Source organism: Merdimmobilis hominis (genome assembly GCF_016901855.1).
GTDB lineage: Bacteria > Bacillota > Clostridia > Oscillospirales > Ruminococcaceae > Paludihabitans.
Map to the genome: position 1 here is coordinate 110,812 of NZ_JACJKY010000007.1, position 12,919 is coordinate 123,730.

General features: G+C 51.5%; 11 protein-coding genes. 9 read left to right on the forward strand and 2 right to left on the reverse strand.

The features are described from left to right. From H6A12_RS06075 to H6A12_RS06085, 3 genes are read left to right on the forward strand one after another with little or no spacing between them, the layout of a single operon-like run. Positions 1-459 (forward strand): (2Fe-2S)-binding protein, encoded by a 459-nt coding sequence (locus tag H6A12_RS06075; RefSeq protein WP_204445891.1) that lies wholly within the window; start codon positions 1-3, stop codon positions 457-459. A gap of 3 nt (positions 460-462) precedes the next feature. After that, positions 463-2,742: a xanthine dehydrogenase family protein molybdopterin-binding subunit gene (locus H6A12_RS06080; RefSeq protein WP_204445893.1), complete on the forward strand. Its 2,280-nt coding sequence runs from the start codon at positions 463-465 to the stop codon at positions 2,740-2,742. Beyond that, positions 2,739-3,299 carry a nucleotidyltransferase family protein gene (locus tag H6A12_RS06085; RefSeq protein WP_204445895.1) on the forward strand — a complete coding sequence of 187 codons (561 nt, stop codon included), beginning with the start codon at positions 2,739-2,741 and terminating at the stop codon, positions 3,297-3,299. Before H6A12_RS06080 ends, H6A12_RS06085 begins: the two co-directional genes overlap by 4 nt. A gap of 58 nt (positions 3,300-3,357) precedes the next feature. Here the strand turns inward: H6A12_RS06085 and H6A12_RS06090 are convergent, their stop codons facing one another. Both H6A12_RS06090 and H6A12_RS06095 read right to left on the reverse strand, forming a co-directional pair. Further along, positions 3,358-4,008, reverse strand: a complete 651-nt coding sequence (locus H6A12_RS06090; RefSeq protein ID WP_204445897.1) for an SGNH/GDSL hydrolase family protein — start codon at positions 4,006-4,008, stop codon at positions 3,358-3,360. Between the two features lie 25 nt (positions 4,009-4,033). Next, complete coding sequence (locus H6A12_RS06095) at positions 4,034-4,993, reverse strand: RluA family pseudouridine synthase (protein ID WP_204445899.1); 960 nt, start codon at positions 4,991-4,993, stop codon at positions 4,034-4,036. 192 nt (positions 4,994-5,185) lie between these two features. Here H6A12_RS06095 and pyrE point away from each other — a divergent pair, with 192 nt between their 5' ends. The 6 genes from pyrE (at position 5,186) to rd (ending at position 12,854) form a co-directional block, all read left to right on the forward strand. Further along, on the forward strand, positions 5,186-5,857 hold the full coding sequence (pyrE, locus tag H6A12_RS06100) for an orotate phosphoribosyltransferase (RefSeq protein ID WP_204445902.1): 672 nt from the start codon (positions 5,186-5,188) through the stop codon (positions 5,855-5,857). 32 nt (positions 5,858-5,889) lie between these two features. Next, positions 5,890-6,579: a JAB domain-containing protein gene (locus H6A12_RS06105; protein WP_204445904.1), complete on the forward strand. Its 690-nt coding sequence runs from the start codon at positions 5,890-5,892 to the stop codon at positions 6,577-6,579. 202 nt (positions 6,580-6,781) lie between these two features. Beyond that, a complete protein-coding gene (locus H6A12_RS06110) occupies positions 6,782-7,591 on the forward strand; it encodes a GNAT family N-acetyltransferase (protein WP_204445906.1) in 810 nt (269 codons plus the stop codon). Positions 7,592-7,818: 227 nt separating this feature from the next. Continuing rightward, positions 7,819-9,792, forward strand: coding sequence for an excinuclease ABC subunit UvrB (uvrB, locus tag H6A12_RS06115; protein WP_204445909.1), 1,974 nt, complete (start codon positions 7,819-7,821; stop codon positions 9,790-9,792). Between the two features lie 12 nt (positions 9,793-9,804). Beyond that, positions 9,805-12,630, forward strand: a complete 2,826-nt coding sequence (gene uvrA / locus H6A12_RS06120; protein WP_204445911.1) for an excinuclease ABC subunit UvrA — start codon at positions 9,805-9,807, stop codon at positions 12,628-12,630. 65 nt (positions 12,631-12,695) lie between these two features. Continuing rightward, a complete protein-coding gene (gene rd / locus H6A12_RS06125; protein ID WP_204445913.1) occupies positions 12,696-12,854 on the forward strand; it encodes a rubredoxin in 159 nt (52 codons plus the stop codon). Positions 12,855-12,919: the final 65 nt, after the last annotated feature.

Sequence of the window (12,919 nt, forward strand, 5' to 3'; positions counted from 1 at the left end):
ATGGTTGTGACGATTACAGTAAACGGAACAAAATATACGGACGATATATCGCCTGATCTGCCGCTTCTTGATTATGTGCGCAGCAAGGGATGTCTCTCCGTCAAACGCGGATGCGAAACATCGAACTGCGGACTGTGCACCGTGCATCTGGATGGCAAACCGGTGCTTTCGTGCAGCGTGCTGGCGGTGCGTGCAAACGGCAGACAGGTGACAACGCTTGAGGGCCTTGAAGAAGAAGCGCGTGCGTTCGGTGCGTTTTTGGCAGACGAGGGCGGTGAGCAGTGCGGTTTTTGCAGCCCGGGATTTATCATGAACGTGCTTGCAATGGCGCATGAGCTCTCCGATCCGACCGACGAGGAAATCCGCGAATACTTGGCGGGAAATCTTTGCCGGTGCACCGGTTATCAGAGTCAGCTTCGTGCAATCCGCAAGTATCTCACTTCGAAAAAGGAGGGCTGAGGAATGGCATATGTGAATGCGCCGGTGCGCAAAAAGGATGCAATGAGCCTTGTGACCGGCAAACCGGTTTATGTGGAAGACCAGATTCCTAAAAATGCACTGGTAATAAAGCTTCTGCGCAGTCCGCACGCAAATGCGTTCATCACCTCGATTGACAAAACAGCGGCGATGAAAGTGCCGGGCGTTGTGTGTATTCTCACACACGAGGATGCACCGAAATCCCGCTTTACAACAGCAGGACAGACGTATCCGGAGCCAAGCCCGTATGACCGTCTGATCCTCGATCGCCATCTGCGGTGTGCAGGTGATCCGGTCGCGATTGTTGCGGCGGAAACGGCACAGGCGGTAGAGCGTGCGGTGCGGATGATTAAAGTCAAATACGATGTACGAGAGCCTCTCCTTGATTTTCGTAAAGCGAAGGACAATCCGATTCTTGTTCATCCGGAGGACGATTTTAAAGCGCTCTGCCCGGTTGGTGCAGACAATAAACGAAATCTGTGCAGTACCGATGTATTCGAAATCGGTGATGTAGAAAAAGAACTGGCAGCATGCGATGTCGTGTGCAGCCGCACCTATCATACAAAAGCAAACAGTCAGGCAATGATGGAAACGTTCCGCACGTTTACCTATCTTGATGAATACGGACGCCTCACAGTGGTGAGCTCGACACAGGTGCCGTTTCATGTGCGGCGAATTCTTTCGAATGCGCTGGAAATCAAAAAATCGCAGATCCGTGTGATTAAGCCGCGTATCGGCGGCGGTTTCGGTGCAAAACAGAGTGTTGTGAGCGAGCTGTTCCCCGCACTTGTCACGATGAAAACAGGCCGTCCGGCAAGCATTATTTACACCCGTGAGGAGAGCATGACAAACGGTTCACCGCGTCACGAAATGCAGATGACCGTGCGTATTGGTGCGGATAAATCGGGTGTGATTCGCGCCATCGATTTGTATGCGCTGTCGAACGCGGGCGCATACGGCGACCACGGCCCGACAACAATCGGTCTGGTGGGTCATAAATCGCTTTCGCTGTACGGCGGCCTTTCGGCGGCACGGTTTGCGTGTGACGTCGTATATACAAACACGATGGGCGGCGGCGCCTACCGTGGATACGGCGCAACACAGGGTATTTTCGCCGTGGAAGCGGCTGTGAGCGAGCTTGCCGCAAAACTTTCGATGGACCCGTGCGAAATCCGTGAAAAGAACATGGTTGCAGAGGGACAGATCATGCACACGTATTACGGCGAACCGTGCAACAGCTGTGCGCTCGACCGGTGCATGCAGAAAGCAAAAGAGATGATGCAGTGGAACGAGAAATATCCGCGCAAGGTGCTTGAAAACGGACATATCCGCAGTGTCGGCGTGGCAATGGCAATGCAGGGCAGCGGTATTTCCGGCGTAGATATTGGCAGTGTGGAAATCCGTTTGAATGACGACGGATTTTATACGCTGTTGGTCGGCTGTACCGATATGGGTACCGGCTGTGATACGATTTTGTCGCAGATGGCGGCAGACTGTCTCGAATGCGATATCGATAATATTGCAGTGCGCGGCGTTGACACCGATCAGTCACCGTACGACACCGGTTCGTATGCGTCATCTACAACATATGTGACCGGTATGGCAGTGGTCAAGACGTGTGAAACACTGCGTAAAAAGATCATAGAAATGGGCGCTTCCATGCTCGGTGCAACTGCGGATGAAGTAGCGTTTGACGGCAAGCGTGTCTATGTACTCGGCGACGAAAGCCGCGCGGTCACAATTTCCGAAATCGGCTATGCAAGTTATGAGGGACACAATCACTGTCTGTCAGCGAGTGAGTCACATTCTTCGCCGGTTTCGCCGCCGCCGTTCATGGTCGGTATGGCGGAAATCGATCTTGATCCACTGACCGGTGAGGTGAACGTTGTGGACTATGTCGGCGTCGTTGACTGCGGAACGGTCATCAACAAAAACCTTGCACGCGTGCAGACGGAGGGCGGTATCGTCCAGGGTATCGGCATGGCGCTGTACGAAGATATCCGTTACAGCGAACGCGGCACGATGCAGAACAACTCGTTCATGCAGTATAAGATTCCGTCGCGCCTTGATCTGAACACGATCCGTATTGATTTTGAAAGCAGTTACGAGCCGACCGGTCCGTTCGGTGCAAAATCGATCGGCGAGCTTGTCATCAATACGCCGTCGCCGGCAATCGTCGATGCGATCTATAACGCAACAGGCTTGTGGTTCGATACACTGCCGGTACGTGCAGAGGACATCGCTTTGGGATTACTCAAAAAATGATCGATCTGATTTTGTTGGCCGGGGGAGCGTCCAGACGGTTTGGCGGAAAAAAGCTCACTGCGCTGTTTCATGGCCGACCGCTTTATACCTATGCGTTTGATGCGGCGAGTGCTGTGAAGGATCTTTGCCGTGTCACAGTGGTGACAAACGAGGAAGCACTGCGCACGACAGCACGGGAGATGGGGTTTTCTGTGGTGAATGCGCCGCCGCCCGATGAAGGCATTGCGGCTTCGATTCGGACTGGTGTTGCGGCAACGGATGCACAGCGGGCAGTGTGCTTGATGGTGTGTGATCAGCCGCATTTTACCGGAGAACTGCTGCGCGCGTTTCTGCTTGGCTTTTTAGAAAGCGGAAAACCGCTCGGACGTGTGTATTCGGGCGAAACGCCGGGCAATCCGGCAGTGTTTGCAGCAGAATTCCGTACAGAACTGCTTCGTTTGACCGGTGACAGCGGCGGAAAACAGATCTTTTTGGGCAGAGAACATGAGATTTATCGGTTTTCGGTATCGAAAGAAGCGCTTTTGGATTACGATACGCCTTGGGAAAAAGAATCATAATAAAAACATCCGGACATGAAACTCATGTCCGGATGTTTTATGTGCAGATTTTCTTACTTCAGTCGTTTTCACCGTACCAGAGGCGCAGGTGATTCACTAAAATGCGGTTGATTTTTTCGTAGCCTGCCGCAGACGGATGAATACCGTCGAGCAGGTAGTGCGGATGATTATACGCGTGAATATTCGCAGCAGTACGCAGATCGACAACCGGAAAGCAGAGTGAACGCGAACGGGAGAAAATCGCCTGTTCGTAGTCGCGAAGTGTGTGTCCGGAGGTGTTTTTTGTTTCATACGCTTCGGTGCATTCCGTACAGCGGTCGGGTACCTGCCAGCGGGGAAGCGGCGTCATCATCACGAGTTCGGCGTTTGGCGCGGATTTGCGCAATGTATCGACTGCGAACGAAAGCGCGCCGTAAAAAGTGGCGGGATCATCGCTGTCGGGCGTGCCGAGCGGTGCACCCCAGTACCAGTCGTTTGTGCCGTGCCAGAGGATGATGAGATCTGCGTCCGGATGCAGTCGTTCGGGTGCGTTTAACAGCGAAACGAGATTGTCCGGTGTGGTCAGCGAAAGCCCGCTTCCGCCGATCGAGTGATTATATACGGTGTCGAGCGAGAGCGCTGATTTTAAAAGCGGCTCGTATCCGCCGTCGTAATCTCGTGTGGAAATGCTGTCGCCGTAGATGGCAACAGTTTTGATGGGCGTAGACATAAAAAACGCTCCTTTTTATGAAACATTAAAATGTTTGACTGAATGCATCGGCAAACCACACGTTTTTGACGGTGAATGTCCGTCCGTTTAGGTAGCCGAGCAGGTGCTCGGTATCGGAAAACGCGAATGTCAGCTTGTATGAGCACAACAGCTGATACTTTTGGCCGTATCTGCGGTTTATTGCATTGCTTCCGTATTTGCCGTCGCCGATGAGCGGATGTCCGACATAGGCGAAATGCGCACGGATCTGATGGGTGCGGCCGGTTAACAGTTCGACTTCTACCAGGCTGTTTTCTTTGCTTTCTTTTAATACTTTATATTTTGTGAGAATCGTGCGTCCGTTTTTCTGCGGCTTGTCAAATACGCGGACGAGGCTTTCATTTTCGTTGCGGACAAGAAAATGCGAAAGCGTCGCCGATTTTTGCGCAAAATGGCCGCTTGCAACGCAGAGATAGTATTTTTTCAGTTCTCTTTCCTTGATCCGCTCGTTTAAAATACGGAGGGATTCGGCGTTTTTGGCGGCAATGACGATACCGCTTGTATTGCGGTCGATCCGGTTGCATAAAGAAGGCGTAAATGACTGCTCTTTTTTGGGATCGTATTCGCCTTTTTTGTATAGATAATGAAGAATCCGCGCAATCAGTGTGTCGGCGGAATGGTCGTTGTCCTCATGAACGCACAGTCCCGGCTTTTTGTTCGCAAGCAGAATGTTTTCGTCTTCATAGACAATGTCAAGCTCAGCAGGTGCGGACAAAAAATCGTATTCCTGCGGTGCGGTATCAAACAGATCGTCGTTTAAATAAAGACAGACCACATCGCCGTCACACAGCCGGTAGGAAATCTCTGTGCGCTTGCCGTTTACCTTGATTTTCTTTTGACGGATGGCGCGGTACAGTAAGCTCTGCGGCATTTTGGGCACTGCTTTTTTTAAGAATTTGTCGAGCCGCTGTGCGGCATCGTTTGGCTTTATGATAAATTGTTTCAAATTGGTTGCTCCTTCTGGGGAATATCTGGGCTCATTATAGCATACAACAAAACACGGTTCAAATAAAACATGCAGTTTTGACGGGAAATTTGTTGCAAGATTGCATGGATTGCGGTATAATAAAAACAATAACATCCGGTTTTTTAAAAAATTCCGGATTTTTTTATGAAACAAAACAGGAGGGCTAATAACATGCAGGCATATAAAGAGGAATTTATTCGGTTTATGGTGCGTTCGGGTGTACTGACATTCGGCGATTTTACAGCGAAAAGCGGCAGAAAAACACCGTATTTCGTCAACACCGGGAACTATAAAACAGGTGAGCAGATTGCAAAACTCGGTGAGTTTTATGCAAGCTGCATTGAAGAACACGTCAAAGGCGGCTACGATGCGCTGTTCGGTCCGGCATACAAAGGCATTCCGCTGTGTGTCACTGCGGCATCCGCACTGTACAACAACCACGGCGTCAACACCAACTACTGCTTCAACCGTAAAGAGGAAAAAGACCACGGCGAGGGCGGTTCGATCGTTGGCTATAAATTAAAAGACGGCGACCGCGTTTTAATCGTTGAGGACGTTGTGACTGCCGGCACTGCTGTGCGCGAGACCATGCCGATTTTAAAAGGCGCGGCAGACGTGCAGGTTGCAGGCCTGATTATTTCGGTTGACCGTATGGAAAAAGGTCAGGGCGATAAATCGGCTGTCCAGGAGATCTATGAAAACTACGGCGTGAAAACATATCCGCTTGTTACTGTCCGCGAGATCATCGAAGTACTTTATAACAATCCGGTCGACGGCGTTGTCTATATTGATGACGAAACCAAAGCACGGATGGAAGCATATCTCGAGCAATACGGTATCTGATTGAATTTAAGCAGTAAGGGAGAGGCGCCACCATGGCAGACGCAGAAAAGGATCTGCACGGCGGACATCGCAAACGAGTGCGGCATCGGTTTTTAAATTCCGGGTTTGATCAGTTTGAAGATCATCAGATTCTCGAGATGCTCTTGTTTTATGCACTGCCGCGGATGGACACGAATGAACTGGCACACCGGCTTATCAATCATTTCGGCAGCTTGTCGGGGGTGTTTGATGCATCGGTGGAGGAACTGACTTCAGTCAAAGGTGTGGCGGAAAATACGGCTGTGCTGTTAAAAATGATCCCACCGCTTGCTAGGGTGTATCTGACAGATAAACAGCAGTCCCATCCGGTGTTTGATTCGCCGAAAAAGATCGGTGAATATCTGGTGGATCGGTTTGTCGGACGGACGAATGAAACCGTGTTGCTGCTGTGTATGGATTCATCCCTGCGGCTTCTTTCCTGTGAACTGATTGCAGAGGGAAACAACACCTCTGCGCATGTCGATATGAAAAAGGTCGTGGAACGTGCAATCCGCCGGAATGCATCGTGTGTGATTTTGGCGCACAATCATCCGCGCGGACTCGCACTTCCGTCAAACGAAGATATTTTGCTGACACGCGAAGCGAAACGTACGCTGTCTGCTTTGGAAATCACGCTTTTGGATCATGTGATTGTAGCAGACGGACTTTGGTTTTCGATTGCGCAAAAATATCCTGAACTATAATGTTAAAAAAACCGCGCCGGTGTTTCCGGCGTGGTTTTTTGCTGTAAGCAGATGATTGACAGGCGTGCAGTAGTGTGCTATGGTAATCATGACTGCACATGCAGTACGTTTTTTCAGAAAGGGTGGATGTACGATGAAGAAAAACAGCGTATGGAGGGCCCGCTTTGTTTGACCCTCCAAGAAATTGTCTGGAGGAAAACAAATGAAACAAACAAAATCATTATTGCCGGTTGTGTCCGAGGAGGACATCAATCGGTACTGGGACATGCAGAAAACGATGCTTGAAAACGATGTGTTCTGCGCAGAGGATCTGCTCGCTCCATTCACAGAGGAGGAGAAAAAACTGCTTCTTTCTCCGTCTCGCTGTGATCAGATTGAAGCACTTTGCCATCGCAAAAAAGACCCGATCCGCCGCCTCTTTTTTACGCAAAACGGAGAGATTGTCGGCTTTGTGATGTACTGCATTTATGTATCTGAGGACGGAAAATGCTTTGTTCTTGATTTTTACGTGATGCCCCATTTGCGGTGTCAGGGCGCAGGCAGTGCGTTTTTTGCATTGTTTAAAGAACAGGCAATGCGTGAAGGTGCGGTGTATTTTGAACTGAACACCCATTGTGTACGCGCGCTTCGTTTCTGGAAGCGGCAGGGCTTTTTGGAAAATGGCACGGATGATGCAGGAGTCATTCTGCTCTGTCTGCCGCCAAAAGAGCAGGGAACGTTTGTGCGTGTGGAACATCCGGATTTAAGCGATGCGGATATTTTGTGGCAGGTGCGCAAGCTCATAAACGGCTGGCGGAATAAACAAGGTGAATCTGCAGTCACCGATGAGGAAATGGAACAGCTTTGTAAATCGGCCGCGCAGGGCACGGCTTCTTTGCTGCTTGTACGGCGCGGATATCGTGTGGTCGGCATGCGTCTGATGCAAGACGGTATGTGTAAAGCGGAATTTGTTGAACCTGTATTCGACTGCAAAGCGGTTGAGCGTTTGCTGTCTGCGTGTTCGGAACAGTAAATCTTATCATACAGCGAAGAGCTTCATTTTATGTTTTTATAAAATGAAGTTCTTTTTTATGGAGGCGTGCAAAACATATTTATTTGCTTGACAATATTGAAAAATCCCCGTATAATGAGGAAAGAACAGGCGTTCTTTATCGAAGTGAAGTAAAAACCGATGTGCATGAATGGAGTGGGTCTGCACACGATAAGAACGGGAAATGAAGAAAGGAGCACATGTGACGGATGCAGAAAGAAAAATCGTTTGAATTGGTTTCTCCCTATAAGCCCACCGGCGATCAGCCGCAGGCGATCGAGAAACTCACCGACGGGATTCTGCGCGGTGACAAGGGACAGGTATTATTGGGCGTGACCGGCTCGGGCAAGACATTTACAATGGCGAATGTGATCGCCAATGTAAACCGTCCGACACTCGTGCTTGCACATAATAAAATTCTGGCGGCGCAGCTCTGTTCGGAGTTTAAAGAGTTTTTCCCGAACAACGCCGTTGAATATTTTGTATCTTACTACGACTACTACCAGCCGGAGGCATATATTCCGAATACCGACACGTATATCGAAAAGGACAGCGCAATAAACGATGAAATCGACAAACTGCGCCACTCGGCAACGTCTTCGCTGGCGGAACGGCGCGACGTCATCATTGTGTCGAGTGTGTCGTGCATCTATTCACTCGGCAGCCCGATCGACTACCGTACGATGGTGATTTCACTGCGCCCCGGTATGGAAATAGAACGCGACGATCTATTAAAACGGCTCGTTTCGATTCAGTATGAGCGCAACGACGTCAATTTCATCCGCAACAAGTTCCGTGTGCGCGGCGATGTGGTCGAGATCTATCCGGCATATGCGTTTGAAACAGCAATTCGCGTGGAATTTTTCGGCGACGAAATCGACCGCATCAGTGAGATCAATCCCTTGACCGGCGAGGTCAAAAGCGTTGTCGAACATGTGGCAATCTATCCGGCGTCGCACTATATCGTACCGCCTGACAAGATGAATGAAGCACTCGAGGAGATCGAGCAGGAGCTTGAGGAACGCGTGCGTTATTTTAAGAATGAAGGCATGCTCTTAGAGGCACAGCGCATCGAACAGCGCACCCGATACGATATGGAAATGCTCGCGGAGATCGGCACCTGCAAGGGAATCGAAAACTATTCGCGTATTATGGCACGGCGCAAGCCCGGCAGTGTGCCGTATACCTTGCTCGACCACTTTCCGGACGACTTTTTATTGATGATCGACGAGTCGCACGTGACCGTTCCGCAGGTGCGCGGCATGTACTTCGGTGACCGCGCGCGGAAAAAGACGCTCATTGACTACGGCTTCCGTCTGCCGTCCGCGTATGATAACCGTCCGCTTGATTTTGACGAGTTCTGCACAAAGCTCAATCAGGTGATCTATGTCAGTGCAACGCCCGGCGAGTACGAACGTGAACAGAGCAGTCAGGTCGTCGAGCAGGTCATTCGTCCGACCGGACTTGTTGACCCGCTTGTGACGGTCAAGCCGGTGGAAGGACAGATCGAGGATCTGCTGTTTGAGATCCGCGAAACGACCGAGAAAAAAGAAAAAGTGCTCGTGACGACGCTTACGAAAAAGATGGCGGAGGATTTGACCGCGTACCTCGAAACGATGAACGTGCGCGTGCGCTATCTGCACCACGATATCGACACGATCGAACGTATGGAGATCATCCGCGATCTTCGAATGGATCAGTTTGACGTGCTGGTCGGCATTAACCTCTTGCGTGAGGGACTCGATATTCCGGAAGTGTCGCTCGTGTGCATCTTAGACGCCGACAAAGAGGGATTTCTGCGGTCGGAAACGTCGCTTATTCAGACGATCGGCCGTGCGGCGCGAAACGCGTCGGGACGTGTCATCATGTACGCCGATTCGGTTACCGGTTCGATGGAGCGCGCCATCCGCGAGACGGAGCGCCGCCGCGCGATTCAGCAGGAATATAATGAAGAACACGGCATCGTGCCGAAAACGATCATCAAGGATGTGCGCGATGTCATTGAAATTTCCAAAAAAGAAGATCTCGATGTGCGTGATATCAAGGCGCGCCGCTTAAAGAAAGGCGAAAAGGAAGCGCTCATCAAAAAGCTCACCGCCGAGATGAAAGCGGCGGCGAAGCTGCTTGAGTTTGAGCACGCGGCGTATCTGCGCGATAAGATCAACAAGATTCGGGAGATGTAAGGGGAGAAACCAATGGGAATTGATAAAATAACGATCAAGGGCGCACGGGAGAATAACTTAAAAAATATCGATCTGGAAATTCCGCGCGACAAGCTCGTCGTGTTCACGGGACTTTCCGGTTCGGGCAAATCGTCGCTTGCGTTCGATACGATCTATGCCGACGGACAGCGCCGTTATGTCGAAAGCCTTTCGTCCTATGCGCGTCAGTTCTTAGGCCAGATGGAGAAACCGGACGTCGATTTGATCGAGGGACTTTCGCCCGCGATTTCGATCGACCAGAAAACGACGTCGAAAAACCCGCGTTCCACGGTCGGCACCGTGACCGAGATTTACGATTATTTACGTTTATTGTATGCGCGCGTCGGCGTGCCGCATTGTCCGGTGTGCGGACGGGAGATCTCCCAGCAGACGGTCGATCAGATGGTGGACCGTGTGATGGAGCTTCCCGAGGGCACGCGGATTCAGGTGCTTGCGCCTGTGGTCCGCGGACGGAAAGGCGAGCACGTCAAGGAGTTTGAGGCGGCACGCAAAAGCGGTTATGTCCGCGTGCGCGTCGACGGCAACCTTTACGATTTAAGCGAGGAAATAAAACTTGAGAAAAACCGCAAGCATACGATTGAGATTGTCGTGGACCGGTTAAAAATCCGTGAGGACGTGAAATCCCGCTTAAGCGATTCGCTCGAAACGGCGATTTCACTGACCGGCGGGCTGGCGGTCGTCGATGTGATTGACGGCGAGGAAATGCTCTTTTCGCAGAACTACGCCTGCCCTGACCACGGTGTGAGCATCGGCGAACTCGAGCCGCGGATGTTTTCGTTCAACAATCCGTACGGCGCGTGTGAAAAATGTACAGGCTTAGGCACCTTTATGAAGGTCGACCCCGATCTGATCGTACCCGACCGGTCGCTGTCGATCCGCGGCGGCGCGATCAAGGCGAGCGGCTGGTATTTCGGTGAGTCGGGAACGATCGCGCAGATGTACTATGAAGCGCTCGCCGAGCACTACGGCTTTTCGCTCGACACGCCGTTTTCGGAGCTGTCCGAGCAGGCGAAAGACGTGATCTTTTACGGCACAAAGGGCGAGCGCATCCGTATGACCCGCAAAAACGAGTACGGCGAGGGCACGTATCAGACGGAGTTTGAGGGCATCGTCAACAATCTTGAACGCCGGTTCCGCGAAACGCAGTCGAGCTATATCCGCGACGAAATCACCCAGTGCATGAGTACGCTGCTGTGTCCCGACTGCGGCGGCGAGCGCCTCAAAAAAGAGGTCTTGAGCGTCACGGTTGGCGGAAAGAACATCAGCGAATTTTGTAAAATGTCGGTCACGGAGGCGCTCGCGTTCCTCGACGAACTGACACTTTCCGAGCGTGACACGATGATCGCACATTCTATTTTAAAAGAAGTCAAAGCACGCCTGTCGTTCTTGCAGAGCGTGGGACTTGAATATTTAACACTGTCCCGTTCGGCGGGAACGCTGTCGGGCGGCGAGAGCCAGCGCATCCGGCTGGCGACACAGATCGGTTCGTCGCTCGTGGGCGTGCTGTATATCTTGGACGAGCCGAGCATCGGCCTGCACCAAAAGGACAATGACAAGCTGATCGCGACGTTAAAACACCTGCGCGATCTCGGCAACACGCTGATCGTCGTCGAGCATGACGAAGATACGATGCGCGCGGCGGATTATATTGTCGATGTCGGACCGGGCGCGGGCGTCCACGGCGGTGAGATTGTCTGCGCCGGTACGGTCGAGGACATCTGCGCGTGCGAGCAGTCGCTGACCGGTCAGTATCTAAGCGGCAAGAAGCAGATTCCGGTGCCGCAAACACGCCGCAAAGGAAACGGCAAATTTTTAACAGTCGTCGGTGCGGCGGAAAATAACTTGAAAAATATCACAGTCAAAATCCCGCTCGGCGTGTTTACGTGCGTCACCGGCGTGTCCGGTTCGGGCAAGTCGTCGCTTGTCAATGAGGTCATTTTCAAAGAACTGTCGCGCCGGATGAACCACACCCGTACCAAATCCGGTAAACACAAGGAAATCCGCGGCATTGAGGAGATCGACAAGATCGTCGATATCAGCCAGTCGCCGATCGGACGCACGCCGCGTTCGAATCCGGCAACATACACCGGCGTGTTCACTGATATCCGCGAGCTGTTCGCCATGACGAACGACGCGAAGATGAAAGGCTATACGGCGTCGCGGTTCTCGTTCAACGTCAAGGGCGGACGGTGCGAGGCGTGCCAGGGCGACGGCATTTTGCAGATCGAAATGCACTTCCTGCCCGATATTTTCGTTCCGTGCGACGTCTGCAAGGGGAAACGGTATAATCGCGAAACACTTGCGGTAAAATATAAGGGAAAATCCATCCATGATGTGCTTGACATGACGGTCGAGGAAGCGCTTTCGTTCTTTGACGCCGTGCCGAAGATCAAACGCCGCATCCAGACGCTTTACGACGTGGGACTTGGTTATATCAAGCTCGGACAATCCGCGACGACGCTCTCAGGCGGCGAGGCACAGCGCGTGAAACTCGCGACGGAACTTTCCCGCCGTTCCACCGGAAAAACGCTCTATATCTTGGACGAGCCGACGACCGGGCTGCATACGGCGGATGTCCATCGTCTGATCGAAATGCTTGACCGGCTCGTCGAGGGCGGCAATACGGTGCTTGTCATTGAGCACAATCTCGATGTGATTAAAACGGCTGACTATATCATCGATATGGGTCCCGACGGCGGCAACCGCGGCGGTACCGTGATTGCAAAGGGTACACCGGAGCAGGTCGCAAACACCCCCGGATCGTATACGGGAGAATATCTCAAAAAAATGCTAAAATAGTCTTTACAATCTTATACTTCTGTGGTATAGTTAGAGTATCAAAAAAAGAAAAAGGATGTGTCAGTATGAGCAAATACGTTTGCGCAATCTGTGGCTATGAATATGATCCGGCTGAAGGATGTCCGGATCAGGGCATCGCACCGGGCACCGCTTGGGAAGATGTCAGCGACGACTTTGTTTGCCCGATCTGCGGTGTTGGCAAAGATCAGTTTGAAGAAGCATAATGAAAGCAGGAAAGATAGAGCAAGCCTCTATCTTTTTGCTTGAATGGAATATTTTTTGTTTGGAA